This window comes from Paenibacillus kribbensis (assembly GCF_002240415.1).
Taxonomy (GTDB): domain Bacteria; phylum Bacillota; class Bacilli; order Paenibacillales; family Paenibacillaceae; genus Paenibacillus; species Paenibacillus kribbensis.
Map to the genome: position 1 here is coordinate 2670735 of NZ_CP020028.1, position 26536 is coordinate 2697270.

Below are 26536 nucleotides of genomic sequence, written 5' to 3' on the forward strand. Positions count from 1 at the left end.
ATCACATCGTCCGATAAATTTAGGTTGAATTGTTGTCTGCAGACAGGTACATTATAAATCAGAGTTTTATGTGCAGTAAAATTGATATATTAGAATTAAACGTTCATTAATAATGAACTATAGTCATGTCATAAATTTTACATACAAAGGTGTGAAAACGTGGAGCTTCGTCATCTCATAACCCTGAAAACTATTGTTGAAAAAGGCGGATTTAAAAAAGCTGCTGAGCATCTAGGTTACGCCCAGTCCTCCGTCACTGCACATATCAAGGAGTTGGAAGCTGAGATCGGAAAACCTGTTTTTGATCGTTTGGGTAAAAAAGTCGTGCTAACCCACTACGGAGAACAGTTTCTTCCTTACGCTTTAAAAATCATTGAATTATACGATCAAGCTTTAACGACAGACAACGAACCTACAGGTGATCTTACACTGGGTGTATCGGAATCACTTATGATTCATCGCGTCCCATCTCTTCTTGTCGAGTATAAAAAAGTATATCGGAATGTGAATTTATCCCTCAAAACACTTGATTTCCAAGATATTATGGCCTGTCTTCAAACAGGAGAAATCGATATTGCATTAGTATTGGAAAGTGATGGATGGAAATTGCCCGAACTCCACTGTGAACAGCTGATGAGAGAAAAAATGGTGATCATCAGCCCGACTCTTGAAAAGAATCTTGAACTGGGGGCTGTACTTTATACCGAACGTAGTTGCGGTTATAAGGCTGTTTTTAATGAATATATCCATTACAAGAAATTAAAAGTTAAAGAAAGTCTGGAATTTCAGAGCATCGAAGCGATTAAACAATGTGTTAGGAGCGGTTTAGGAATATCCATGGTTCCTTATTTTTCGGTACAAGAGGAATTGGAAAGCCATAAATTAATCGGGGAAGAGGTCGAATCTGATCTTACCGCAGTTTCAACGTACCTTGCTTACCACAAAGATAAATGGCTTTCACCATCAATGAAAAGTATGATTTCATTAATAAAAAAGCATGCTAAGGAGTGGATGTGAAGTTTAAGTTCGCCAGGCAAAAGTCTAAACTAGCTGGAACCATTCGGGGCTCGTTTTTTGTAATAAAAGGAGAATATTAAAGTAAGCTGTAGGGGAGAATGGTGTCATTTTTTTGTGACGCAATTCTCCCTTGCTGGTTTTATGAAAAACGTATTTTTGTAAATATAAAAAAACAAATTGTTAAGTCATGTATTTATCACTTGTTTAGTTTCGATCATTATTTAAAATCTATTGATATATAAAGTTATTATGGGTATATAGGACTAAAACTTGGGGGGGGGATTAAAATTATACTATTTACATTACAAAGACATCTTCGATCTCATAGAACAAACGGAAATAATGCGAGGATTGCTGGATATTTTTGAACCAATAGACTTAAACCAACTGATGTTGCATGAGGATGAGGAATTACCTTTTCCTGCATTTGTCCAAGCTTTTGAATATTTGCAGACACACGCTTATTTTTTTAAAGCCGTATTCCATTCTTCGGCTCCCAGTGAATTAAGAGACCGACTGCAATTTCTGGTTGGAACCCGTTTGTATGAAAATTTGAAACAAGATCATCCGCATGCTCAGTGGTCAACTTATCCTTCTGGTTATCTTATAGCTTATTTGGGCAATGCACAGTTTGGTTTAATCCAGCATTGGTTCATGAAGGATCAGTCGTTGCCTCCGGCTGAAATTGCACGTCTACTAACTCGATTTATTAAAACGACACCCTGTCTTTCACACCATTTTCAATCGGAGAACAATGTAACGGGGGAATAGATGCTAAGCCTGACTACAAAAGAGAAATTTATTTTGCTTCATTATCCGGTCATGGTCATAATTCAAATAAAAATAAAACACAATGAGAAATTATTAAACAAGGCAGTCCGTTTCTTCGGTCTGCCTTGTTTTGATTTTTCTTATCGTCATTTTAGATTGCATCTGTTATCCGCAGGGAATAGCCTTAAGGCGGAAGGTAGAGCTGACAAAATCCCCTGCCAGGTCCGAGACAACAAGCCCGATTCTCATTAGGCGGTCACCTCCAAAGATTTCGCCGCCGAACGCTGAACAGAAAGGGGAAACGCTGTCTTCGATTTTATACTTTTTCTCTGGGTCAAGTCCTTTTAGAGTTAGTCGCCGAATTGGTCCATTTGGCTGGGCCAGCACGCGGAAATAAGCAACAAATGCTTCCGACTGGTCCTCGCTGACGAACATCCAGGCCGTATCGCCTCGGCCTTCAAACGGGCTAAGAAGCCGATACATATTCCCCTGCTGTACAAGGGAGCGAATTTCCTTATACTGAGCGATTTGTTTGGCAGCGAGCTCTTCTTCTTCTTTTGTAAATGCAGTGAGGTCAAGCTCGTAGCCAAAGTTGCCGCTCATGGCCACGTCGCCGCGTATAGCGAGAGAGGTGATTCGTCCCACCTGATGGTTCGGCACGCTCGATACGTGTGCCCCCATGGTGCTGGCCGGATACACGATGCTTGTTCCGTACTGGATAGCCAATCTTTCAATCGCATCGGTATCGTCGCTGGTCCACGTTTGCGGCATATAGTAGAGCATTCCGGGATCGAACCGTCCGCCTCCTCCAGAGCAGCTTTCGAACAAGATGTTCGGGAAGCGGGAGGTCAGACGTTCCAGCAGATCGTAAAGTCCGAGCATATAACGGTGTGCGGTTTCCTTTTGCCGTTCGTTAGAAGCTGTAGCCGAAGCAATCTCCGTCATATTACGGTTCATGTCCCACTTGACATAAGTAATTGGAGCAATCGAGAACACGGAGCTAAGCGTTTCGTACAAATAATCGCATACTTCCTTGCGAGAGAGATCAAGCACCAGTTGGGACCGACCTTCCGTCCGCCGCCGACCCTCAGCATGCAGGCACCAATCGGGATGCTTGCGGTACAATTCACTATCAGGAGACACCATTTCCGGCTCTACCCACAGCCCAAACTGTAATCCTTGTTCATTAACTCGTTTGGCCAGGTCAGCAAGACCTCCAGGCAGCTTGCGGCGGTCTTCAAACCAGTCTCCAAGAGAAGTATCGTCATTGTCGCGTTTGCCAAACCAACCGTCATCGAGAACAAAGAGCTCAATACCAAGGGGACCCGCTTCCTTGGCAATCGCTTCGATTTTATCGGCGTCGAAGTTGAAATAAGTGGCTTCCCAATTGTTTACGAGAATAGGGCGCTCTTTGTCACGGTAAACACCCCGGCACAGACGTGTGCGGTAGAGCCGATGATAGGTACGCGACATGCCCCCAAGACCTTCTTCGGAAAAGACCAGTACGGCTTCAGGGGTCTGGAATGACTGACCCGGTTCAAGTCGCCAGGAGAAATCAAAGGGATTGATTCCGATACTTACACGGGTTTGGCTGAACTGCTCTACTTCTGCCTGTGCAACGAAGTTGCTGCTGTAGACCAGACTAAAGCCGTACACATCTCCGCGATCTTCAGTCGCATCAGGACGAAGCAGTGCCAGAAAGGGATTCATCTGGTGACTGCTGGAACCCCGGCGACTTTCCAAGCGAATAGCCCCAGGCCCGAGGTCGCGGCGCTGGATATGTCTTTCACGCACCCAGGCTCCGGACAGGTAGAGAGCTTGGTAGTTGGAATCTGCGAAATCGACAGAGGCGCTCATGGCTTGCTCAATATTTATGACAGCGCTTCCTTTATGCTCAAAAAGAGTAGATCGGACAATAGCGCTGTGATTAGCAAATACGGTATAGAGCAGTGTAGTTTTAAGTCCCGAGTATTGGTCCTCAAGGATAAGAAAGAGGGTTGAAGCTTCATCGTCCGATTCGGTATAGACGGCAGGAAGCCCTTCGAGCTTTGGTTTACCCGGTACAATGCGGTAGCCGCTATATTTTAGCTCCGTAATCCGGCTTCCATCTGCAAGTGCAACCTGGTAAGCGGGCTGACGAAAGTCGCTTGTTCCATATTGAGGATATTCCTGGGGAAGGGTGTCCAGGGAAATCGTGCGGTTGGAAGGCACAGGATTAGGAGAGAAGGAGCAGCGCTCCCTGAGCTCCAGTATATTTGCCAGGCTTTTATCATGATGAAGTCGGGCCCCCCAATAGACATGTGCAGGATACCCTTCTACAAGCTGGATAATATAGCTGCAATCTTTGGACTGCAGATGGAACAAGCCAAGCGCCTCATTTACATGAATGTTCATGATATTCACTCCTTAGGGGTTCATCATATCGATTGTTTTACGACAGGATACTTATCCATGCCAAGAAGACTTTCAAAAACCGATTTTAGCTGTTTGCGGATGAGCTCTCCCGTATGACAAGCTTGGTCCCAATCACGCTGTGGGCAGGCGCTTCACGTCCCCCAAACCGTTCAGAGAGCAGTTGAACGGCAGCCTTTCCCATTTGTTCGGGATAGGCGCGCACAGTGGTTAATGGAGGCTGTACAAAGGCAGCCATCTCAATGTCGTCAAAGCCGACGATAGCCATATCCTCCGGTACCTTGACTCCATGTCCATGAAGGGCGCGGAGGGCACCGATGGCGAGCGGGTCGCTTGCAGCGAAGCAGGCCGTCGGTCTTTCTTGTCCGGCAAGGAGCTCGTTCATCATCCGATATCCATCTGCGGTACTCCAGGCGCCTACACGGACATATTGAGGATTGTACAATCCCCGTTCCCGCATGAATCGTTCAAAATAATGCGCTCGTCGCTCTCCGTCGCTCTTGCCGCCGATAAACCCGATTTGCTGGTGGCCCAGCTCGATCAGATGTCCGAGTGCCTGATCAACAGCTTGCCGGAAATGGAGGCGTACGGAATCGTACTCCAGCTGTTCATCGTACTGGTCGACCAAGACAATGGTGTCCTGGTCAGGATGCAGCTTGATCACCTCTTCAGGGTCAACGCCGCCCACAACAATCAGACCATCTGTCTTCTGCAAGGTGGCGATGGAAGAGCGGCCTCGCAGAGTCTGTCCCAGCGCCAGACCAAGCTCCTCACAGCGCAGCTCGATTCCACGGCGAATCGAAGCGTAATACGGATCATCCCGTTCCTCTTCAATGGAGCACCAGAGCAGGAGAGAGACCGTTTTCCCGGCACGCTCTGTGTTTTGCTTTAATTGCCTCAACCGGGAAGGTTTGTATTCGAGCTGTTCAGCAATCGAAAAAATTCGGCTCTTGGTATCCGGGCTCACGGACAAAGACAGATCGTTATTTAAGACCCGCGAAACGGTTGCGGCAGACACACCCGCCTCGCGGGCAATGTCTTTAATGGTTGCCAAAGAACTCACACCTTTTAGTTAATAATTTTACTAAAATTCGATTTCATCCTAGCACATCCGAATGATCTTTTCAAGATAGCAGTTGAATCCGGAGTATGAAAGTGAAAACTCCGCTGATTCAATTGCTTTTTATTTGTAGCGAAAAGCAACTATTCGAAATGAAAATTTTCCTTCAAACGCTTGATGTCCGCTCTTGGAGGAGAACCGAACATACGTGAATATTCACGGCTGAATTGAGACGCGCGCTCATAGCCGATCCGGAATGCGACATCAGCGGCATCTGCCGACTCGGATAATAAAAGACGGCGGGCCTCCTGCAGGCGCAGCAGCTTTTGAAATTGAAGTGGGCTCATAGCCGTTACCTCTTTAAAGTTCCGATGAAATGATGAAACGCTCATACTGGCTACTTCAGCAAGCTCCTCGATCCGCAGAGGCTTATCATAATGATGAATAATTTGTTCAATGGCTTCTCTAATTCGGTACGTATTGCTGCCCTCCATAGCAATCTGTCCGAGTGTAACTGTTTACACGAATTCATAACCATATTTTCTTAGAAGCCCGGTCGGTTCCATCTAGACTGGTAACACATGTTCTTTCTGTAGAGGAAAGAGCTTATCCATCTATAGGGCACGCTTTTTGGGATTGACAGAGGTATGGTTGCATGAGAAAATGTACGCGCGTACATAAAATAAGTGGAGGTGGGCAATATCGTTTCACGCAAGGAAGTAGCAGAACTCGCCGGCGTGTCTGAAGCGACGGTGTCGCGGGTATTGAACGCGGCTGGTCCCATCAAGGAAGATACGCGGAGAAGGGTCTTGGACGCCGCCAACCAGCTTGGATATGTTCCCAGTGCGCTGGCCCGCAACTTTGCCCGAAGCAAGAGCGGTCATCTTGGCGTGGTTATGCCTTATGTACCGAAGGCGCATCTGTTCTCAGCCTATTTTTTCTCCGAGATGCTGAGCGGCATCGGAAGCAAGGCCAGGGACAGCGGGCTCGATCTGCTGCTATTGTTCAGGAAGCCGGGGGAAGAGATGGATTACAGCGGTCTTTTCCGCCAGCAAAAGATCGATGCTTGTATCATCCTTGGAGCCAGGGATGACCATGATGAGTTGGAAGCGCTGAAGAGAATTCAGGAAGAAGGACGTCTGTTCTGCGTCATGAATCACCATTTTGAAGGACAGTCGTTCTGTGAAGTGGATGCAGACCATGTGGAGGGAAGTCGGATGGCTGTAAGTCACCTCATTGAGCAAGGGTGCAGGCGAATTGCCTTTCTCAACGGACCGGATATCTATTCCAACAGTATTGAGCGGTTGAAGGGGTACCGCACCGCGCTTCAGGAGGCTGGTATTGAATATGATCATGAGCTGCTTCTGGAGGGCAATTACAGCCGTCGAAGCGGGCTCGAAGCATCGGCTACAATCGCAGACAGGCTGAATGATATTGATGCCGTATTTGCAGCGAACGACCGGATGGCCATCGGGGTGATGCAGGGTCTGCGCGAGCGCGGAGTGGAAGTTGACCGATTCCCGGCGTTTGTGGGCTATGACGATTCGGATGCGGCCGAGATGGCCGTTCCGCCACTGAGCAGTGTCCGAGTTCCTTTGTATGAGATGGGGGAGCTTGCGGCCTCGAAGCTTATACCGGATTCTCCGGACCTTATTCCAGCCATGGAACTGACCGGGTGCACCTCGATAAGGCAGCTTCTGTCCACGAAGCTGATTATCAGGGAGTCATCCATTCGGCAATAGCCCCATTCGTCAAAAATCCGTTGGAACTCAGACCCATAAGGAGGATAACGACATGTCTAATCGTCTTCGTATCGGAATGGTTGGCTACAAATTTATGGGCAAGGCTCACAGCAACGCTTACCGTAGTCTGCCCATGTTCTTCCCAAATGCCCCGCTGCAGCCGGAGATGTCCGTCATCTGTGGGCGCAACGAACAGGGGGTTCAGGCGGCTGCCCGCCAGTTCGGCTGGACCGAGAGTGTTACCAATTGGCGTGATCTGGTAAAACGCAACGATATTGATCTTATTGACATCAACGCCCCGAGTGATGCCCATAAGGAAATTGTCGTTGAGGCTGCCCTCCATGGCAAGCATCTGTTCTGTGAGAAGCCGCTTGCGCTCTCGCTGGCGGATTCTCGTGACATGCTGCAGGCAGTTGAGGAAGCGGGTGTCAGACATATGATCGGTTTCAACTACCGCTTCTCTCCGGCTGTCCAGTTGGCAAAGCAGTTAGTCAAGAGTGGTCGCCTGGGCAAAATCTATCATTTCCGTGCCTTTTTCCTTCAAGACTGGGTCATGGACCCGTCCTTCCCGCTAGTATGGCGGCTGCAAAAGGAGGTGGCCGGTTCTGGCTCTCATGGTGATCTTGGCGCTCATCTGATTGATCTCGCCCGATTCCTGGTCGGTGAGTTCCATGAAGTGATCGGCATGAGCGAGACATTTATCAAACAGCGACCGCTGGCTTTGGAAATGAGCGGACTAAGCTCCAAGGGGAGCGCCGAGGCGAATGCACCGATGGGAGAAGTGACGGTAGATGATGCCACGCTGTTCCTGGCACGCTTCGCCGGAGGTGCGCTGGGCAGCTTCGAGGCCACACGGTTTGCTGCCGGACATCGGAGTACAAATTCATTCGAGATCAACGGGAGTTTGGGCAGTGTGCGGTTTGACTTTGAACGAATGAACGAACTGGAAGTGTATTTCACACAGGATGAGGAGGACGTGCAGGGCTTCCGCCGCGTGCTCGCCACCGATCCGGCACACAAGTACTCCGAAGCCTGGTGGCCTGCAGGACATACGATTGGCTTCGAGCATACCTTCACCCACGAGATGCTTGAGATGTTGAGTGCCATCTCCGAAGGACGGCAACCTGTACCGAACTTCCACGACGGGGTTGCTTGTCAGGCTGTGCTTGAAGCAGTGGAACGATCCGTAGAGGAACGACGCTGGGTATCCATTGAAGAAATGTAACATAATATTACATTCCGAAAGGTGAGTGGATTTCAGATGAGCAAGGCACTGATTGTATGGGGTGGATGGAACGGACATGAGCCGGAGCAGGTGGCGGCCATTTTTGAACGCATTCTGAAGGAAGAGCGGTTCGAGGTGGAGGTGTCTAATACCCTTGAAGCCTACCAGGATGCGGAGAAACTGCTTGACCTGGACCTGATCGTTCCGGTGTGGACCATGGGACAGATTGAGCAGGAACTGGTCAATAATGTCTCGGAAGCGGTTCAAAGCGGCGTAGGCTTGACAGGCTGCCATGGCGGCATGTGTGATGCCTTCCGGAACAATGTAGACTGGCAATTCATGACAGGCGGGCAATGGGTTGCCCATCCCGGCAATGACGGGGTGGAGTACATGGTAAACATGAAGCGCGGCTCCAGCCCGCTGCTGGACCATATTCAGGATTTTCAGGTCAAAAGCGAGCAGTACTACCTCCACGTAGACCCGGCAGTTGAAGTGCTGGCAACTACACGTTTCCCGGTCGTACCAGGACCGCATTCGGCCAATGGGCAAGTGGATATGCCTGTTGTATGGACGAAGCGCTGGGGGAACGGCCGCGTCTTCTACAATTCGCTGGGACATCACGCAGATATCATAGATATGCCTCAAGTGACCGAGATGATGCGCAGCGGGTTCCTGTGGGCTGCTGCAGGCAAACAGGCGGCCGCAGCCCGGGGCAGTTCCCTGTCAGGGGCTTATACGGGCATGGCAGACAGCCAGCAGCGGTAGTGCGAACAGGATGAAGCGGCAGGCCACTGGAAGAAATTTTGGCGGCTTGTATCCTCCATGGTTGGAAGGGGACTGAGTCCAGAAGAGCAGCGGAATGCCATTATCCATTTTTTTGTGAAGGAGAAGGGAGTCCAGGCATGAACAAAATGAAAGTGGGCATTATCGGTTGTGGTAAAATCAGCGGGATTTACATGGAAAATTGCCATCGCTTTGACATTCTGGAGCTGTCTGCAGTAGCGGATCTGGACCATATCCGGGCAGAGGAGCAGGCGGCAGCGTACAACGTTCCAAACGTATATTCGGTAGATGAGATTTTGGCTGATCCGGAGATCGAACTCATCATTAATCTGACCATTCCGGCCGTTCACGCCGACGTATGCCTCAGAGCCCTTGAGACAGGCAAGCATGTCTATGTGGAGAAGCCGCTTGCGGTCACCCGTGAGCAGGGCCAGGCTGTCTTGGAGCTGGCCCGCAGCAAGGGACTACTTGTGGGCTGTGCACCGGAGACCTTCTTCGGCTCCGGGATACAGACATCATTGAAGCTGATTGAGGACGGGGTCATTGGCAATCCGGTAGCTGCTACGGCCTTCATGATGAGCCGTGGGCATGAACATTGGCATCCAGATCCTGAATTTTATTATGCTGTTGGCGGTGGTCCGATGTTTGATATGGGGCCCTATTATTTGACGGCTCTGGTGCAGTTGCTTGGTCCGATTGCCACTATCTCCGGCATGACAAGCAAGGCGAAGGACCAGCGTACGATTACGAGCGAGAAAAAGAGAGGACAGACCATCCAGGTCGACATTCCGACCCATGTAGCCGGATTGCTGCGCTTCGAGCAAGGGGCTGTCGGCACGCTTATTACCAGCTTTGACATCTTTGGTGGAAGCACTTTGCCGCCGATCGAGGTATATGGTACTCATGGCACGCTGCAGGTGCCTGACCCGAACACGTTCGGAGGGCCGGTACGCTACAGGCTGCTGGGTGAGCAGAAATGGACAGAGGTGCCGCTGCTGCCGGGCTACCAGGAGAACACACGGGGCATCGGCGTTGCCGATATGGCCTATGCTGTCCGCAGCGGACGGCCTCACCGCGCCAGTGGTGAACTGGCCTACCATGTGCTGGAGGCGATGTGGGCGTTCCATGATTCCTCCGATGAGCAGACGTTCTATCCGATGCAGAGCACATGTCAGCGCCCGGCGGCTTTGCCGGAAAACCTGCCCTTGTATACGTTGGATACCTAAGTAATGTCAGCCTGATGCTGACTCCGCAGCATACATTTATAAGACTGAGGGGCTGCCCCAAAAGTCGGTTTTTTCGCCTCCCGCTATAAATGTTTATTTTAAAGAACCTCTCAATTTCCAAAAAAATGAGAGGTTCTTTTCTCTATTTTTATACATATCTTATTGCCAACAAGAAATATTTTACTAGGAATTGAATCTCCGGGGCGGATGGTTCCGCAGCAAGTCCTTATCATTCAGTGAGTAGGGGGGATTAAAATGACGATAAAAGACACAGTGGCCCGAACAATTGCCAGGAAAGCAGACGCTAAAGTAGGCGAGATAATAGGTAAAACTACCACCAAGGTAGCTGAGGAAATTACAATCCCGATACCTTCCGATTGGGCAATGGGTGGACTGACCAGCGCTGGTATGGAGACGAGTGTTACGAATAGTTATAAGTCTGGATACATCGACGTGTCTAAGGTGAAGAGACTCAGGCTAGAAAATAACACAATTATGCATAGGGTTAACTTATACAACGCGGCGAAGCAGATGCTGCGTCAAGCTGCGTTTGATATTAATTATTACACGGTCGATGATGACGTTTACTTTGTAAGAATTGTAGTTGCCGATACAAGCAAAACATCTTACCAAGTCTACACCGTAGACATCACAACTACGACAGAACCTATATTTATACCTAGCTCACTTAAATTTGGATTTATGCCAAGTAATGACGCGGCAACTAATGCGGTTGCACTACAAAGGGCCGTTGATGCGGGAGGCACGATAAGGGTAGAACAGCAAGGCCTCTACGATATCGACAGAGCGATAAAGATCGGGGACAACGTCACTCTAGATTTTGGTCCAGGTGTCTTTTTAAGGCGCACCACATCAAACGGGTACGTACTCGTCAATAAAGGGGCGTTTACTCGTAGTTACAATAAAAACATTGTAATAAGAGGTTTAAAGCTAATATGCAACGGTAAAGAATCCACTGCGGGCTCAGAATTAATTACCGGGTTGAGAGGTCAAATTTCTTTTTTCTACGTTAAAAATCTCACAATCGAAAACTTCGAATGTCTCGACCTCCTATCCTATAGTTATTGCGTACAGATATGTACCTTCGAGGATGTGATCATAGACAAGATACGAGTAGAGGGCGGCAAGGACGCGGTACACTTTGGTAGAGGCAGTAGCTTTGTGGTCCGTGATGGAAAATTTAAAACGTACGACGATCCTATAGCGCTAAACGGGCATGACTACGATACAGGAAATCCACAGCTTGGTTGGATCGAGAATGGCTTAATAGAAAACTGCTACGATTTAGCCGCTGCATCTACGACTGGATACTTCTTACGTGTTCTCGCCGGCGCTTGGGTTGACTGGTTTTCCGGCATGGAGCTGCAAAAGTCAGACACGGTGGTAAGTAATGGGAGATTGTACCGAGTTGTCGCGAATCCCGACGGCACTAAGTACACATCCACGATGGCACCTACACACGCAAGCGGAACGGTTACTCTCGACGGTAATATTAAATGGGCAATGATACAGGACGATGTTACCTACACGGCAGGCTGTAGAAATATCCACTTGCGAAATATCTATCTACAGAAAAATAGACCCGTTGCTGTTAGTATCCACTTTGACAAGGACAACTACTCCCGTAGTTACTACCCGAACGCAACACCACCCATCCAAAAGAGTATCATTTTGGAAAACATACACATGCAGGCTGACGTGCCCCGATTAATCACAGCTACTACTCCCGTCGACACAATAAAGCTTGTAAATAGCGAGGTAATGAATACATCAATCGTGCTTTATAATATAAGCACTACTGGTATGACCTACAGCAACACCAACCTTATTATGATGGGCGTAACGTTCAAAGGTACCGGAGGGCAGAGGCTGGTCAATTGCACGGGCGGTAGAACGGCATCTGTTAAGATAATCGGGAGCGTTGTAGAGAATGCAACCTACGTACCTACTTTTTCGTCTGGCGTTACGATCATGGCTAAGGATATATAGGACACAAACGAATACACCTTTCGGACGAATGGTCAATCGGCGTAGTTGCTCCTTCGGTTGCCTATAAATCTCTTTGTGTTGTTAAATACACAAATTGAGTTCATTTAACAACTGGTAATATAATGAAATATAAGCAGTTGGAGAAGAGAAAAATCGATCAATGTGCATTTATCTTTAACCAGCTGCCTCATTTTCAAAGGTAAAGGAGCAGAGGAGACCTATGTGTACAACCCATGTTCTAAGCGTTCCAAGCGCAAAAGCACCTTTCGAAAAGACAACTATTGAGCGGAGAGAATTACGGCCTAACGACATTTTAATCGATATTAAGTATTGCGGGATTTGTCACTCAGATATTCACATTGCCCACAATGATTTTGGCAACGGGGTTTATCCAATGGTACCAGGTCATGAAATTGCAGGGATCGTGACAGCAATAGGAACAGAAGTTACAAAATTCGCTGTTGGGGATCGCGTTGGTGTCGGCTGCTTTGTTAACTCTTGTGGAGAATGTAAATTCTGCCTAAGAGGTGAAGAGCAATTTTGTACAAAAGGCGTAGTTATTGTATTTAATTCAACAGACTACGATGGAAATCTTACTTACGGTGGATATAGCCAAAAGATTGTTGTAAAAGAACATTTTGTTGTACGTATCCCAGACAGCTTGGATCTGGCTGTAGCAAGCCCGTTATTATGTGCCGGCATCACCACTTACTCTCCATTAAAACACTGGAACGCAGGCCCTGGTAAGAAGGTTGCCATTCTGGGGATGGGCGGCCTCGGTCATTTAGCCGTTCAATTTGCTCATGCCTTAGGCGCTGAAGTCACTGTCTTGAGTACAAGTACGAGTAAAAAAAATGAAGCCTTGAGCTTTGACGCAGATCAATTCTATACTACCAGTGATCCCGCAACATTCAAGGAATTGGCTGGTCATTTTGACATCATCCTAAACACAGTGTCTGCAAATATTGATGTTGATGCATATTTATCCCTGCTTGAAGTAGATGGATCACTTGTAAATGTTGGTCTGCCAAACAAACCAGAACAGTACAATATTTTCTCCCTATACGCAGGACGTCGCAGCATTACTGCTTCAAATGTTGGTGGAATTCAAGAAACACAAGAGATGCTCGATTTTGCTGCTCAGCATGGTATTGCTCCTAAAATAGAGGTAATCCGTGCCGATCAAGTGAATGAAGCATTTGACCGTGTGCTGCACAACGATGTGCGTTATCGGTTCGTGATTGACATGGCCACTTTATAAACAATTAAAAGAGCCCGTAAAATCTATGATGAAGTAGGGCATGCGCCCCCGAAAGCCTGTTATTTATTTTATTTAATAACGAATACTGTGATTGTGCAAAGACAACCTTGGCATTTCAAAGACCGGACTTTCTCCTTATATTTCAACGATGGGTTCACCCACTTCATGTTTTTTACACAGAAAAACAGCCATGCTCCTATGAACATGGCTGTTTTTGTTTCCTCGTTCTCAGAAACCTTTGTATTGTGGTTCTTCATTTTCTAGCTGCTGTACTCGGCTTTCGACTTGCTGCAAAATTTGTTGTGTTTGCTGAGCCGCGTTTGTAAAAAGAGTTTTTGCCTCTTGATTTTGGGTGCTCAAAGCGAATGTTTCTAAGCTGGCCTGAGCGCTTTTTAATGAAGCAACACACGTTTTGACATCGGAAGCTACGGTCATTTCGTTTCACCTCCTTTAACGAACTAAAGGTGTAAGGAACATAAAATACTGCTATTCCTACCCAGGTAACATATATAATGTATCCCCCTTTTTTCGAAATCATACACCAATAAGAGCGATAAAAAGCCAAATCAAAGGAAGGGAGCTGGAACAAAAAATTTACATTTCAATGAATAAAAAAACGAAAAACTGACGATCTTGCTTATATACCGCTTACCATCAATTGGAAAAATTACACTTGGTACAAAGATAAGGGGGGTACATGATGTCAGATTGGTTGCTTATTATACTACGGACATTGTTAGCGATTGCCGTACTTTTTATAATGACTAAGCTATTGGGAAAGAGACAGATTTCCCAGCTATCCCTTTTTGAGTACATAACTGGGATCACGATCGGAAGCTTAGCAGCCTATACTTCATTAGAGATGGATCAAAAGTGGCATTTAAGTGTCATTTCATTGTCTGTATGGGTAGGCGTCTCTTTAGGAATCGAGTTTTTACAAATTAAGAGTAAAAAAGCAAGGGATTTTATCGATGGTAAACCAAGGGTCATAATTAAAGACGGAAAAATTCTGGAGGATAACCTTAAGAAGGAACGACTTACCACCGACGAACTGATGGAACAGCTGCGAAAAAAAGATGTTTTTCTAGCGTCGGATGTAGAATTTGCGATTATGGAACCGAATGGAGAAATCAACGTTCTGCTAACGAAAGAAAATCAACCTCTAACCCCCAAACACCTAGGCATTACAGTCGCACCCGTAAAGGAGCCGCAGGTAGTCATTATGGATGGAAATGTCATGGATGAACCATTAGCTGTGATGGGACTCAACCGGGGTTGGCTGGATGCGGAACTCGAAAAGATGGGCGTTTCAATTGAAAACGTGCTTTTTGGTCAGGTAGATGCCTACGGCCAGCTTTATGTTGACTTATTTGACGATCAGATCAGAGTCCCTAAGCCTCAGAATAAGGCTACTTTGCTGTCGACTTTAAAAAAATGTGAAGCGGATCTTGAAATGTTCAGCCTGTCCACCACAGCGCCAAATGCAAAAAAAATGTATGAAGAATGCGCAAAAGAGCTGGAACGGGTCATTAAGGAAGTTAGACCGCTACTCATTCGTTAGATCAGATGATCAGGAGGATTTAAAAATGAGCAATGAAAAGATGAAAAAAGCAACGCCGGTCCAACAGGAGTATCAACAACTCGCCAACCAGCTTGAACCCAAACGGCCCTTATTTCAAAACTGCTGTCGTGCGTTTCTTGCCGGGGGGATGATTTGTTTGATTGGACAAGCCATTCAGGAAATGTTTGTTCATTGGGCCGGCTTTGATGAGAAAAAAGCATCCAATCCAACTGCGGCCGTGTTAATTCTCATTTCCATTATTTTAACGAGCCTCGGCGTATATGACAAATTCGCGCAATGGGCGGGTGCCGGTTCGGCTGTTCCCGTAACTGGTTTTGCAAATTCAATGGCATCCGCCGCGATAGAACATCGCAGTGAAGGAATGGTTTTAGGTGTCGGCGGAAAAATGTTTAAACTTGCCGGTCCGGTTATTGTTTTTGGAACGGTAGCGGCGTTTGTTGTGGGTATCATCACGTTTGTGCTTAAGGGTACTGGAGGAGGACACTGATATGCTAAAAGGGCATCAAAGTTGGATCTTTGAAAATAAACCGAATATTAAGGCCTCGGCTACCGTAGTTGGCCCGTTTGAAGGCAGAGGGCCGCTTGCCGGCGATTTTGACATCATACATGGTGACTCCATGCTGGAAGAAGAAAGCTGGGAAAAAGCTGAGAAAATTTTGATTGAACAGGCTGCAAAACTGGCGATTGAAAAAGCAGGGTTAACCAAGGAGCAAGTCCAATTTCATATCGGCGGCGATTTGATGAATCAAATAATTAGTACCAGCTTTGCCGCTCGTACGCTGTCGATCCCCTATCTTGGTGTGTTCGGTGCCTGTTCAACCTCGATGGAAAGCTTGGCTCTTGCATCCGCACTCGTCAATAGTGGAGCAGCGAAATTCATACTGGCAGGGACCTGCAGTCATAATTCAAGCGTAGAGAAGCAGTTCCGGTATCCGACAGAATACGGTTCACAAAAGCCGCCAACTGCCCAATATACCGTAACCGGTGCCGGTGCAGCGATCGTTTCGCAGGAAGGGGAAGGACCTGTCATCGCGTCAGCGACAATTGGCCGGGTTATCGATATGGGGATTACGGATCCATTTAATATGGGGGCAGCCATGGCACCTGCTGCGGTTGACACCATCCAAGCTCATTTTCGAGATTTACAAATCGAGCCCGGTTATTATGATCTGATCGTCACAGGCGATCTGGCTAAAGTAGGCTATGAGATTGCCTGCAAATTGTTTGAAAAACATAACATTCCGATGCATCAAACGGAGTATGCCGACTGTGGCATGATGATTTACGACTATGATACTCAGATGGTGCAGGCGGGGGCAAGCGGTTGTGGTTGTTCGGCCGTTGTCACCTACGGTCATTTACTGAAACGCATGCAAATGGGAGAAATCAAACGCATGCTTGTTGTTGCTACTGGGGCGCTCTTATCGCCGCTTTCGTACCAACAAGGAGAAAGTATTCCTTGTATCGCACATGCTGTAGCGATCGAATCAGGAGGGAGAAGCTGACATGATCTTTTTATGGGCCTTTCTTGTAGGGGGCGCAATTTGCGTCTTCGGACAGATTTGTTTCGATGTGTTTAAACTGACTCCAGCCCATACCATGACGTTACTCGTCGTGCTGGGAGCAGTCGCTGACGGACTTGGCTTGTATGACCCGCTCGTTAAGTTTGCCGGGGCTGGAGCTTCCGTTCCAATCACTAGTTTTGGAAACTCTCTGGTTCACGGCGCTTTGGAGGAATTACAGAAAGACGGATGGATCGGAGTCATTACCGGTATATTCAAGGTCACCAGCGCAGGTATTTCGTCAGCCATTATTTTCTCATTTTTGGCAGCCTTGCTGATTAAGCCAAAAGGTTAAGGATGCGACAGGGGTTAAGCATCATTTGAAAATGAGCGTAATACCTCTGTTCATGGGCGGCGGCATAAGAACTCTGCAGGAGAAGCTTAGCAAACCCTCGGCCAATGACCGTCCTACTACTGGCTGTTATCCTTCGTAACCAGCTTGATTGGCACCGGAATGCTGCTTTCAACCGTCTTGCCCTGAAGTACCTCAGCGGCGGTTTGGACCGCCTTTTGGCCGATCACGTCAAATTGTTGCGCTACGGTAGCAGACAGTTTGCCGTCTTTGACCGCTTGCAGCGCATCCGCGCTTCCGTCAAAGCCGATCACCAGAGTATCCCTACCCGTAGCCGAGATGGCTTCTACAGCGCCAAGCGCCATCTCGTCGTTTTGGGCAAAAACGGCTTTAATATCAGGATTGCCCTGAAGCATAGTTTCCATGACGTTCAGGCCCTTCGTTCGGTCAAAGTCCGCCGCCTGCTTGGCAACTACCTTCAATTTTTCATCTGCAACGGAGTGGAATCCCTGACCGCGTTCCCGAGCGGCGGACGTGCCCGGAATGCCTTCGAGTTCCGCAACGACCGCGCCTTCGCCAAGCTGATCCACAATATATTCTGCGGCCATTTTGCCTCCATCGGCATTATCAGAAGCGATGAGGGAGGCGACCTCGCCTTTATCCGCCGCCCGGTCGATTGCAATGACGGGAATGCCGACGCCATTGGCCGTCTGCACAGCCGCTGAGATGGCCGATGAATCTGTGGGATTGATGAGCAGTGCATGAACCCCTTGCTGGATCAGATCTTCCACATCATTGTTCTGCTTTGCCGGATCATTTTGCGCATCCACCACGATGATCTCAAAACTCTGCCTGCTGGCTTCCTGAACCACCATGTCTTTGAGGTAGACGAAGAACGGGTTGTTCAATGTGGACATGGATAAGCCGATCTTGACATCATTAAGATCACCAGCAGTCTTCGCTTTCGCCCAGGAAGGAGGCTCCAGTGAGCATCCGGCCACCAGGAACGAGCTAAGTGCGAGCAGCAGAAAAATACAGTATTTTCTCATGATCTTCTCCCCTTAATCGGCTTTTTTTGCGGTCCATCAGAACGGCAATAACGATCACGATCCCTTTAACGACGAACTGATAGAATGAAGAAACGCCAAGCAGGTTCAATCCGTTGTTCAACACGCCGATAATCAGCGCCCCGATCAGCGTGGCGACAATCCGTCCCCTTCCTCTGGAAAGGCTGGTACCGCCGAGCACAACAGCTGGAACCTCACACTGTCGCTGAGCCCTGTAATCGGGTTGCCTTCCGTAAAAACCATGTTCACTCCACGGAAAATGGTCATTGTGGCCAGTGTGGATAAAATAAGCAGACCGAAAAGGGCAAAGCTCTCAATCTAAAGGCGAATGGCGATTTTGTACTTGAATGCATCTTCGGCGCTGAAGGTAAAATGGCGTGGCGGAGCATAACCCAATTTCAATTTTTTCATAGATCATGTCTCCTCTTGGATGGATAAAGCGAGATGACTTAACATAAAATGTTTTTTGTTTGTTTAGTTAATTTAACTAAACAAAATACTTGTTTTGTATTTACGACGCCATCGTGTCATTGGAAGAAAGCGGTGTCAATGGCTCATTTAGCTAATAAAACGCAATAACAACTAAAATAATATTTTAATTTTTATAAACATTGCAATAATGATAAGTGCGATGTAAACTTCATGTATCTATTGACAGGGAGTTGGAAGAATGAAACGGTGCGTTCAAGACCGAGACATCAGAGGTGAGAGCATGCAGAAATTGTCCAACATCCGGTTTCAGACAAAGCTTTTTGTCGTGTTCATTCTTTTGAGCAGCATTCCGGCGCTGCTGATCGGGACGATGGCCTACCGTAAATCCTCCATGATGCTACAGGCCCGGAATGAGCAGGATCTGAATGTGATTCTGGCCCAGCTGAATACATCGATTGAACGCCAGGTCAGGGATTTTGACCGGTTTACAATGATCCCGTACTATTTGCCGGACATTTTCAGCTTTTTAAATAAGCCTTATTTGGCCAAGGAGCAGTGGGGGACCGCGGAAATCCATGCACAGAGAACGATGGCCCGGCTCATGGGGGCCTATCCTTCCATCAACTCCTCAATCAAGGGACTGATGATCTACGGCATGAACGGAACCGTCAACGGCTACCGAATAAGCGGGAATACGGTAATTAATCCCAAAGAAAAGGTTATAGATGAGGATTGGTACCAGCAAGCGCTAGCAGAGCGGGGCGGTTTTGTCATTACCGGGGTCAGAGAGATCAACCAGTTTAAAGACGGGGCCTTCCCTGCCCTGATCGGCTCCCGTCTGCTGATGGACGAGGAATATCAACCGCTGGCTGTCATGGCCATTTTCATCAGTCCCGATTTTATCCCCAAATTTGTGGAGACGCTGGAGCTTCCGACCGTTAAGGTCACCGTCCTCGATCAGAACCGGAATATCGTTTACGCATCCGATCCTGCCCTTGCGGCCAGACAGCTGTCCATCGGTGCCAACGAACAGCGGGGCAGATGGGAGGCTGACGTGTCTGCGGATCAGGGGCAGGAGAGATACAGCGGCGTTTTTCTTGAAAGCGGTTACTTGAAGTGGAAGGTATACCTGGGAGTCAATCGTGAGGAGCTGCTGGCGGGCAGCCGTTCCATCAGCTATTTTACTTTCCTGGTGGCGGTGGGCGCGGTGATTTGTTCAGCCGCCATTTCCTGGCTGCTTGCGAAAAGGCTGTCGAGGCCGATCAACCGCTTAATCCGCTCCATGCGTGAGGTCGAGCAGGGGAATTTCAAAGCACCTGCACCCGTAGGGGAAGACAATGAAATGAGACGGCTGGAAAGCAGCTATCACAGGATGGTCAGCCGTCTCGACAAGCTGGTGCATTCCATTGAGGAGAAGGAACGCCAGAAGCGCAACGCCGAACTCTACGCATTGCGGGCACGCATACAGCCCCATTTTCTGTACAACACACTGAATTCCATTCGCATGCTGGCCATACTGCAGCATTCGTCCCATATTGCCAAATTGCTGCAATCGCTGGCCAAGCTGCTTCAGGCGAATATGAAGCTTGACAGCGAACTGGTACTGCTGGATGAGGAGATTCGGCTGCTGAAAGATTATGCTGCTTTGATGGATTTAAGATACACCGGTGTTTTTAGAGTGCATTGGGTTATTCCGCACGAGTGCTTGCAAGTGCCCATTCCGCCCATGCTGCTGCAGCCACTGCTGGAGAACGCGATCTTTCACGGGGCCAAAGGGCTGGACAGAACTCTGCGCATTTCCATAACGGCCAGACAGGATGCGGAGAGCGGGACGCTTTTCATTGAAATTGCGGATGACGGCACAGGATTTACCGGCAAAGAAATTCTGCTGCAGGAAGAGAGCGCTGACCATATAGGTTTACGTAATGTGCACGAACGGATCCTTCTCAGATTTGGCGAGCCGTACGGATTGTCGTTAATTCGTACGGATGATCTCACGAAAGCTATTGTTAAAATACCACTGAAATTAGAAGCATCAGAGACAGGAGGGGACAGAGATGTGGAATCTGTTGGTCGTTGATGATGAATCCATTGTCAGAATGGGACTGCGTTATATGCTTGATTGGGAAGATTTGGGGATATGCTGGAAGGCCGAGGCGGCCGACGGGAAAGAGGCACTGCGTATTTTGGAAGAAGAGAACATTCACTTTGTCATGACCGATATCCGGATGCCCGGTATGGACGGGATCGAGTTGGCGCAAAAAATCAGGCACAGGAACCCGGAGATCCAAATTATTTTCCTGAGCAGCTATGATACTTTTTCCTATGTGAGGGAGGCCCTTCGGCTGGGAGCAGCTGATTATCTGCATAAACCTACCATGGATGAAGATGAAATTGCGGACACGATGCAAAAGGTCATCTCCCGTTTTAAATTGCCCTCAAATGAGCCGCCGCAGCGTACGGAAGAAGAAAGAAACGAGTTCTGTTTATCGCTGCTGGATCCTTTTACGTTTCCGGCGGAGCCTATGAAGCTCCTGCCCGAGCTCGCGGACGAATCTTATAAGGAAGGTTATGAACTTGCGATTATCCGCAAAAGATGCGACGCGGTTCAGGAGAATGAAGATTCGGAACAGCTGCGTTTTCTTTCCATTCTGCACCTTATGAGCAAGCTGGTGGCAAAGGACTGGGGAGGGCTGGTCTTTCACCGGAATTTCCGTGAAATGATTTGGATAGCTCCCGTCCGTTCTCTAACCGGGGATGGCGATATGCCAAGTTATTTGAACGGCTTGCGGCAAAAGGTGCTTGAGCTGTTGAACGTCCGGCTGATCTTTGCTTGCGGCTCTTCTGCCTGCAGGGATATTTCCAGCCTGCCGGGCGCCTATATGTCCGCGCTTTTGCGTTTTCCCCGCAATGAACAGAGCGACAGCTTTATTGTGCGCCGGGCTAAAGAATATGTGGACCGGCATCTGCTGGACGATGTCACGCTGGCCAAGGTCGGGGAATCCATTCACGTTAGTCCGGGATATTTGAGCAGGATTTTTCTTAAGGAAATCGGTGAAAACTTCAGCGATTACATCATACGCAACAAAATGGAAATCGCCCAAAAAATGCTGCGCGAGACCAGCCGCAAGGTGTATGAAATCGCGGCCGATCTCGGATACAGCAACCCCTATTACTTCAGTAAGCTGTTCAAGGACCGTACGGGACTCACCCCTCTTGAATACCGCAATCAATGAACCGGAGCCGGCAAGCATACCGAGCGAAAGTTAAAAAAACGTATGATTTTGCAAAAATCATCTATTGCCGGGACCGGAAGCAGCCACAGGATCTGTGTACACGTCAAAATTGCATATGAAAAAGCCGATTCGCGCGCTACTATCACCAGGAGCTAATCATTAGAATGAATGGTGCAAGAGGTTGAATGACCAGTAGAGAAAGGGGCGAAACAAGTATGATGCAGGAACTAGCGAAAGCGCCAGTAATTGAACGCTGGGGGAGATTTGAACTGTTCCTTCCCGGCCCGGAGGACGGTAATCCCTTTACAGATGTGACGTTTGGAGCACGTTTCCGTCAGGGACGCCGGATCATTGAGGCAGACGGTTTCTATGACGGGGAAGGCTGTTACCGTGTGCGTTTTATGCCGGATACTTTGGGGGTATGGGCTTATGAGACGGTTAGCAATGTGCCAGAATTGAATCTTGTTCAAGGCACATTTAAATGTGTTGACCCTTCAGCGGGAAATCACGGACCCGTTGGAGTGGATCGCGAAGTCCATTTCGCCTATGCCGACGGCAAACCCTTCTTTTCCTTCGGAACTACAAGTTATGTATGGAATCACCAGGACGAAGAGCTGCAGGAGATTACCCTTCGCAGTCTGGCCAAAGCGGGTGCTTTTAATAAAATTCGAATGTGCGTTTTTCCAAAGCACTATGATTACAATTTGAACGAACCGGCATTGTACCCATTTGCAGGGTCTCTGGAAAAGGGCTGGGATTTCACGGCATTCAATCCCGCCTACTGGCGGCAGCTTGAACGCAGGCTTGAGGATCTGCAAAAGCTTGGCATCGAGGCCGATCTCATCCTTTTTCATCCTTATGACCGGTGGGGATTTGCGGAGATGACTCCCGAGACTGACGATTTTTATCTGCGTTATGCCGTCGCCCGTCTCTCGGCGTTTCGCAACATCTGGTGGTCGCTGGCTAACGAGTTCGATCTGATGAAGGCCAAAACGATGCGGGATTGGGATCGGTTCTTCAGAATCATTCAGGAGCGCGATGCTTACGATCATCTCCGGTCCATTCACAACTGGCACCATCCGGGTATCCATTACCGCAGCAACCTGCATTGGTATGACCATAGCAAGCCGTGGGTTACACATGCGAGCATCCAGCACCATGATCTCCATTTTGTCGGCGAATGGCAGGAGACCTACCGGAAGCCCATTGTCGTGGACGAATGCCGTTATGAAGGAAATCTAAACCACGGATGGGGGAATATCACGGCGGAACGGATGGTAGAATGCTTCTGGGAAGGCATGCTGAATGGCGGTTATGTCACGCATGGGGAAACTTTTCTGCATGAAGACAATATCATCTGGTGGTCGCACGGAGGAACACTGCACGGAGAAAGCCCGTCCAGAATCCAATTTCTCCGCCGTATTATCGAAGCTGGACCGCAGCTCGGCCGCCTGAGCGCTGACTTTCAGTGGGATACTGCGGCGGGCGGGGTGGATGGTGAATATTATCTCGTGTATTTCGGCTCAAGCCGTCCGGGATTCCGCATGTTGCCGCTGCCGGAGGGCACCACTTTTACCATTGAACTGATCGATACATGGAATATGACGATTACTCCGCTGCCTGGAGCATATGAAGGAACATGCCGCGTGGAATTACCAGGCAAGCCTTACCAAGCGCTGCGCATTCAAGCTACCAACCAATAAACGTAGGGGGACATACATGATGAAAAAATGGGTTGCATTGCTGGCTAGTGTTCTGCTTGTAGTTACGGGCGCAGTTGGGTGTTCATCGGATGCGGGGCAACAAAGTCAGGAGGGCTCATCCTCCGGCAGCCCCAAGGTCAGTATTTCCTTGTGGACACTGAATACGGGGTGGGCATGGCTGCAGTCGGCAGTTAAAGATTTTGAAAGCGCTAACCCGGATATTGATGTGGAGCTTACCCAGTATGAGGTAGACCCATTCAAGGAAAACCTCAAGGTGGCGGCAAGCTCGAAGACGCTGCCGGATATGTGGTTTACATGGGGCGGATCGCTGGGATCCTTTTACCCGGAAAATGGCATGACCATGGATTTGACTCAGGTGGCTAAAGACCACAAATGGTCCGAAAAATACAATAAAACCGCTATTGATATGTCCACTTTTAACGGGAAAATTTCCGGGATTCCGATGCACTTGAATGTACTGGGCATGTGGTACCCGAAAGAGCTGTATCAGAAGCTGAATTTGAAAGCGCCTTCAAAATTTGCCGACTTTGAGTCCCAACTGAAAACGCTAAAGGATAACGGGGTTACCCCTCTGGCTTTCGGCAGTAAAGGCGGATGGCATACGATGCGACTAACCGAGCAGTTGCTTGAGCATTTTGCTGGTCCGGAACTGCATGACAAACTGAACAATCTGGAGGCGTCATGGAACGATCCGGCGGTCGTTAAAACGTTTGAAAAGATTAAAGAATATACGGACAAGGGTTACTTCCCGATGGGTTATTCCTCATTGGATCCAAGTGAAGCCGAAATGCTGTTTTACCAGCAGTCGGCGGGCATTATTAATGAGGGAACCTGGTTTGACGGCAACATTACTGAAAATGGCTTTGATCCGGCAAAATTTGATGTATTCAATTTTCCGACAGAACAAACGCCGACACGTGCATCCGTGTTCGCGGAAATGCTGCAGATCAACGGCGCATCAGACCCTGCGAAGCAAGAAGCGGCTATCAAACTTGGCGAGTATTTAACAAGTGTTGAGGTGGTCAATAAATATATCAATGATTATGGTTCACCGGCTACACTAGGCTTCACTGTCTCGGAAAAGACACCACATATTCAGCCGCTGCTTGACAGCGCGAAGAATGGCGGTTTCCTGATTACTGACCAGGCTCTTCCGCAGGAGGTCGTGCAGAAGCTGTTCGAAGCACAGGATAAAGTGGCGCTGAACGAGTGGACACCGCAGCAGGCCGCCGAAAACATGGAGAACGCCGTGTCTGCGTACAAAAGCAAACAGAAATGATGATCAGGGCCTTACCGCCTGGACTGGATCGAGCAAGGCGTCAGCAGGAAATTTCTGCTGACGCGATTTATGTGGAAAGGGGAGAATGGCATGACATCAAGAATGCTTAAACCGTGGCTGTTTCTGCTGCCTGCTTTAATTATTTACTTAACGGTTATTTTTGTGCCGGCGGTATACACCTTTTTTCTCAGTTTTTTCAGCTGGAATGGAGTTGCTCCCCATAAAGAGTTTGTAGGCTTGGGCAACTATGCCGAATTGTTCACGCAGGATACCGTGTTCATGAGAGCGCTGAAAAACAATCTGTTCTGGATGATCGGTTCTCTAACGCTGATTATGGGGGCAGGTCTGGGATTGGCGCTGCTGCTGAACAAAAAGCTGAAGGGGCGGATCTTTTTCCGCGGTGTATTCTACTTTCCGTATGTATTGTCAGGTATTGTTGTTGCCACCGGATGGACCTGGCTCTACAATCCAACGCAGGGATTTGTCAATAAAATGCTGGCTTTGCTGGGGCTAGAAAGCTGGCAGCATGCCTGGCTGGCAGAGCCGGATATCGCACTGTACGCTGTTTTTGCAGCGGCCATGTGGCAGGGCATCGGACAGCCTATGGTTCTTTTCCTGGCAGGGTTGCAGAGTATTCCGCATGACCCGTATGAAGCGGCTTTGATCGACGGAGCGAAACCGTATCAGTCCTTTTTCTATATCACGCTGCCGCTGCTGCGCGAAACGTTTGTCATTGTGGTGGCCACGACGCTGATTGCTTCCATGAAAGTTTATGACATTATTTACGGCATGACCGGCGGTGGCCCTGCCGAAAGCACCCAGGTGCTCTCGTCATGGATGTACAGTCAGACATTCAAGTTTGCGAATATCGGAATGGGTTCGGCAATTGCCTTTATTCTTGTATTGGTTTCCATGACCATCATCATTCCTTATGTTTATTACACGACCAGGAAATCCTATGTATAACGTGCAGAAAGAGAGTGGTGCAGCATGGAGGAATTGAGAGTCCACCCGGCAGTAAAGGTATTACGGTACGTATTCCTGATTATTTTTGCGGCCATATTTTTAATCCCGGTCCTGTTTATCGCCTTCACTGCGCTGAAATCGAGAGCGGATCTGATGACCAGCCCGTTTTACGCGCTGCCTGAAAAATTTCAGTGGGATAACTTTCTGAAAGCGTGGGACCAGGGTAAAATGAGCATGTACATGAAAAATACGTTGTTCATCTGTCTCGTCAAGGTACCGCTGGGCATCCTGATCGAAGCGTTCGCGGCATTTGCCTTGACTAGGCTGAATTTTAAATGGAGTAATTCGATGTTTGCCTTTTTCCTGATCGGTATGATGATCCCAATGCAGGCCACACTTGTACCCTTGAATATACTTCTCAACAAAACGCATCTTGTCAGCACGTATCCCGGAATCTTTCTCGTGTATGTCGGATTCGGCATTCCGTTTGGCATTCTGATTTTGCGCGGCTTCTTCCGCACCATTCCGAAGGAAATCGATGAGTCTGCCTTGATTGACGGATGCGGAGACATGGGGAAATTTTTTCGGATTATATTACCCTTATCCATGCCGGCCATCGCCACGCTTGTCATCTTTGACTTTATGGCAACCTGGAATGAGTTTTTGCTGGCGCAGATTTTTATCACCAAGGATACGATGAAGACCATTACAACCGGGCTGCTTGCCTTTAAAGGCGAGCATTCAACCGATTATACGCTGCTGAACGCCGGTGTGCTGATCTCCATTATTCCGACTCTGTGTGTCTACCTGTTATTTCAGAAATACTTTGTTTCCGGCCTAGCAGGCTCGGTTAAGGGCTAATGTTCATATGTTGTCATATAAGCGATAG

The 26536-nt window shown here is 48.3% G+C and carries 22 protein-coding genes and 2 pseudogenes; 18 read left to right on the forward strand and 6 right to left on the reverse strand.

All coding sequences use genetic code 11. The annotated features are described in order from the left end of the window. The first annotated feature begins 159 nt into the window (after positions 1-159). Both B4V02_RS12080 and B4V02_RS12085 read left to right on the forward strand, forming a co-directional pair. Complete coding sequence (locus B4V02_RS12080; protein WP_068502740.1) at positions 160-1017, forward strand: LysR family transcriptional regulator; 858 nt, start codon at positions 160-162, stop codon at positions 1015-1017. Between the two features lie 270 nt (positions 1018-1287). Continuing rightward, positions 1288-1788, forward strand: coding sequence for a TetR-like C-terminal domain-containing protein (locus B4V02_RS12085; protein ID WP_244188499.1), 501 nt, complete (start codon positions 1288-1290; stop codon positions 1786-1788). 165 nt (positions 1789-1953) lie between these two features. On the opposite strand, the gene B4V02_RS12090 is transcribed toward B4V02_RS12085, so the two are convergent. The 3 genes and pseudogenes from B4V02_RS12090 to B4V02_RS12100 form a co-directional block, all read right to left on the reverse strand. Continuing rightward, complete coding sequence (locus B4V02_RS12090) at positions 1954-4182, reverse strand: alpha-galactosidase (RefSeq protein WP_094154956.1); 2229 nt, start codon at positions 4180-4182, stop codon at positions 1954-1956. 85 nt (positions 4183-4267) lie between these two features. Next, positions 4268-5254: a LacI family DNA-binding transcriptional regulator gene (locus B4V02_RS12095; protein ID WP_094154958.1), complete on the reverse strand. Its 987-nt coding sequence runs from the start codon at positions 5252-5254 to the stop codon at positions 4268-4270. Between the two features lie 149 nt (positions 5255-5403). Next, positions 5404-5772: pseudogene (locus B4V02_RS12100) on the reverse strand (helix-turn-helix domain-containing protein); the annotation flags it as partial. 180 nt (positions 5773-5952) lie between these two features. Between B4V02_RS12100 and B4V02_RS12105 the strand changes: the two are divergent. The 6 genes from B4V02_RS12105 (at position 5953) to B4V02_RS12130 (ending at position 13507) form a co-directional block, all read left to right on the forward strand. Next, complete coding sequence (locus B4V02_RS12105; protein ID WP_094156992.1) at positions 5953-7002, forward strand: LacI family DNA-binding transcriptional regulator; 1050 nt, start codon at positions 5953-5955, stop codon at positions 7000-7002. 52 nt (positions 7003-7054) lie between these two features. Continuing rightward, positions 7055-8227 carry a Gfo/Idh/MocA family protein gene (locus B4V02_RS12110; RefSeq protein WP_094154960.1) on the forward strand — a complete coding sequence of 391 codons (1173 nt, stop codon included), beginning with the start codon at positions 7055-7057 and terminating at the stop codon, positions 8225-8227. Positions 8228-8263: 36 nt separating this feature from the next. Then, positions 8264-8992: a ThuA domain-containing protein gene (locus B4V02_RS12115; protein WP_094154961.1), complete on the forward strand. Its 729-nt coding sequence runs from the start codon at positions 8264-8266 to the stop codon at positions 8990-8992. 137 nt (positions 8993-9129) lie between these two features. Then, positions 9130-10236 (forward strand): Gfo/Idh/MocA family protein, encoded by a 1107-nt coding sequence (locus B4V02_RS12120; protein ID WP_094154962.1) that lies wholly within the window; start codon positions 9130-9132, stop codon positions 10234-10236. 255 nt (positions 10237-10491) lie between these two features. Beyond that, positions 10492-12246: a hypothetical protein gene (locus B4V02_RS12125; protein ID WP_094154963.1), complete on the forward strand. Its 1755-nt coding sequence runs from the start codon at positions 10492-10494 to the stop codon at positions 12244-12246. Between the two features lie 220 nt (positions 12247-12466). Further along, entirely contained in the window at positions 12467-13507 is a 1041-nt protein-coding gene (locus B4V02_RS12130; protein WP_094154964.1) for an NAD(P)-dependent alcohol dehydrogenase, read from the forward strand. 228 nt (positions 13508-13735) lie between these two features. Here B4V02_RS12130 and B4V02_RS12135 read toward each other — a convergent pair whose 3' ends face one another. Next, positions 13736-13942 carry a DUF1657 domain-containing protein gene (locus tag B4V02_RS12135; RefSeq protein ID WP_007432390.1) on the reverse strand — a complete coding sequence of 69 codons (207 nt, stop codon included), beginning with the start codon at positions 13940-13942 and terminating at the stop codon, positions 13736-13738. Between the two features lie 265 nt (positions 13943-14207). Here B4V02_RS12135 and B4V02_RS12140 point away from each other — a divergent pair, with 265 nt between their 5' ends. The 4 genes from B4V02_RS12140 to spoVAE are packed head-to-tail and all read left to right on the forward strand — an operon-like array spanning position 14208 to position 16946. Continuing rightward, positions 14208-15068, forward strand: a complete 861-nt coding sequence (locus B4V02_RS12140; protein ID WP_094154965.1) for a DUF421 domain-containing protein — start codon at positions 14208-14210, stop codon at positions 15066-15068. A 25-nt stretch (positions 15069-15093) separates the two neighbouring features. Then, entirely contained in the window at positions 15094-15576 is a 483-nt protein-coding gene (gene spoVAC, locus B4V02_RS12145) for a stage V sporulation protein AC (protein ID WP_094154966.1), read from the forward strand. 1 nt (position 15577) lies between these two features. Beyond that, positions 15578-16594: a stage V sporulation protein AD gene (spoVAD, locus tag B4V02_RS12150; RefSeq protein ID WP_094154967.1), complete on the forward strand. Its 1017-nt coding sequence runs from the start codon at positions 15578-15580 to the stop codon at positions 16592-16594. Position 16595: 1 nt separating this feature from the next. Continuing rightward, on the forward strand, positions 16596-16946 hold the full coding sequence (gene spoVAE / locus B4V02_RS12155) for a stage V sporulation protein AE (RefSeq protein ID WP_007432386.1): 351 nt from the start codon (positions 16596-16598) through the stop codon (positions 16944-16946). Positions 16947-17062: 116 nt separating this feature from the next. Here the strand turns inward: spoVAE and rbsB are convergent, their stop codons facing one another. Beyond that, a complete protein-coding gene (gene rbsB / locus B4V02_RS12160) occupies positions 17063-17992 on the reverse strand; it encodes a ribose ABC transporter substrate-binding protein RbsB (protein WP_094154968.1) in 930 nt (309 codons plus the stop codon). Next, positions 17955-18203: pseudogene (locus B4V02_RS12165) on the reverse strand (hypothetical protein); the annotation flags it as partial. The pseudogene B4V02_RS12165 and the gene rbsB, both read right to left, overlap by 38 nt. A gap of 519 nt (positions 18204-18722) precedes the next feature. Between B4V02_RS12165 and B4V02_RS12170 the strand changes: the two are divergent. The 6 genes from B4V02_RS12170 to B4V02_RS12195 all read left to right on the forward strand — a co-directional run bounded on the left by B4V02_RS12170 (position 18723) and on the right by B4V02_RS12195 (position 26508). Then, the gene (locus tag B4V02_RS12170; RefSeq protein WP_094156993.1) at positions 18723-20522 is read left to right on the forward strand and encodes a cache domain-containing sensor histidine kinase; all 1800 of its coding nucleotides are present in this window, start codon (positions 18723-18725) and stop codon (positions 20520-20522) included. Further along, complete coding sequence (locus tag B4V02_RS12175) at positions 20500-21678, forward strand: response regulator (RefSeq protein ID WP_094154969.1); 1179 nt, start codon at positions 20500-20502, stop codon at positions 21676-21678. The genes B4V02_RS12170 and B4V02_RS12175 overlap by 23 nt, the downstream gene beginning before the upstream one ends. Positions 21679-21896: 218 nt before the next feature. Next, positions 21897-23381, forward strand: coding sequence for a DUF5605 domain-containing protein (locus tag B4V02_RS12180; RefSeq protein ID WP_094156994.1), 1485 nt, complete (start codon positions 21897-21899; stop codon positions 23379-23381). Between the two features lie 19 nt (positions 23382-23400). Then, complete coding sequence (locus B4V02_RS12185; protein ID WP_094154970.1) at positions 23401-24681, forward strand: ABC transporter substrate-binding protein; 1281 nt, start codon at positions 23401-23403, stop codon at positions 24679-24681. Between the two features lie 90 nt (positions 24682-24771). Further along, positions 24772-25647, forward strand: a complete 876-nt coding sequence (locus tag B4V02_RS12190; RefSeq protein ID WP_094154971.1) for a carbohydrate ABC transporter permease — start codon at positions 24772-24774, stop codon at positions 25645-25647. Between the two features lie 24 nt (positions 25648-25671). Further along, entirely contained in the window at positions 25672-26508 is an 837-nt protein-coding gene (locus B4V02_RS12195) for a carbohydrate ABC transporter permease (protein ID WP_094154972.1), read from the forward strand. Positions 26509-26536: the final 28 nt, after the last annotated feature.

Excerpts from the sequence above, each read along its gene's own strand:
- B4V02_RS12110 (WP_094154960.1), top strand. The coding sequence starts at position 7,055 with ATGTCTAATCGTCTTCGTATCGGAATGGTTGGCTACAAATTTATGGGC.
- B4V02_RS12090 (WP_094154956.1), bottom strand. The coding sequence starts at position 4,182 with ATGAACATTCATGTAAATGAGGCGCTTGGCTTGTTCCATCTGCAGTCC.
- B4V02_RS12190 (WP_094154971.1), top strand. The coding sequence starts at position 24,772 with ATGACATCAAGAATGCTTAAACCGTGGCTGTTTCTGCTGCCTGCTTTA.
- spoVAC (WP_094154966.1), top strand. The coding sequence starts at position 15,094 with ATGAGCAATGAAAAGATGAAAAAAGCAACGCCGGTCCAACAGGAGTAT.
- B4V02_RS12125 (WP_094154963.1), top strand. The coding sequence starts at position 10,492 with ATGACGATAAAAGACACAGTGGCCCGAACAATTGCCAGGAAAGCAGAC.
- B4V02_RS12115 (WP_094154961.1), top strand. The coding sequence starts at position 8,264 with ATGAGCAAGGCACTGATTGTATGGGGTGGATGGAACGGACATGAGCCG.
- B4V02_RS12120 (WP_094154962.1), top strand. The coding sequence starts at position 9,130 with ATGAACAAAATGAAAGTGGGCATTATCGGTTGTGGTAAAATCAGCGGG.
- spoVAD (WP_094154967.1), top strand. The coding sequence starts at position 15,578 with ATGCTAAAAGGGCATCAAAGTTGGATCTTTGAAAATAAACCGAATATT.
- B4V02_RS12170 (WP_094156993.1), top strand. The coding sequence starts at position 18,723 with ATGCAGAAATTGTCCAACATCCGGTTTCAGACAAAGCTTTTTGTCGTG.
- B4V02_RS12180 (WP_094156994.1), top strand. The coding sequence starts at position 21,897 with ATGCAGGAACTAGCGAAAGCGCCAGTAATTGAACGCTGGGGGAGATTT.
- B4V02_RS12140 (WP_094154965.1), top strand. The coding sequence starts at position 14,208 with ATGTCAGATTGGTTGCTTATTATACTACGGACATTGTTAGCGATTGCC.
- B4V02_RS12175 (WP_094154969.1), top strand. The coding sequence starts at position 20,500 with ATGTGGAATCTGTTGGTCGTTGATGATGAATCCATTGTCAGAATGGGA.
- B4V02_RS12195 (WP_094154972.1), top strand. The coding sequence starts at position 25,672 with ATGGAGGAATTGAGAGTCCACCCGGCAGTAAAGGTATTACGGTACGTA.
- spoVAE (WP_007432386.1), top strand. The coding sequence starts at position 16,596 with ATGATCTTTTTATGGGCCTTTCTTGTAGGGGGCGCAATTTGCGTCTTC.
- B4V02_RS12130 (WP_094154964.1), top strand. The coding sequence starts at position 12,467 with ATGTGTACAACCCATGTTCTAAGCGTTCCAAGCGCAAAAGCACCTTTC.
- B4V02_RS12185 (WP_094154970.1), top strand. The coding sequence starts at position 23,401 with ATGAAAAAATGGGTTGCATTGCTGGCTAGTGTTCTGCTTGTAGTTACG.
- rbsB (WP_094154968.1), bottom strand. The coding sequence starts at position 17,992 with ATGAGAAAATACTGTATTTTTCTGCTGCTCGCACTTAGCTCGTTCCTG.
- B4V02_RS12135 (WP_007432390.1), bottom strand. The coding sequence starts at position 13,942 with ATGACCGTAGCTTCCGATGTCAAAACGTGTGTTGCTTCATTAAAAAGC.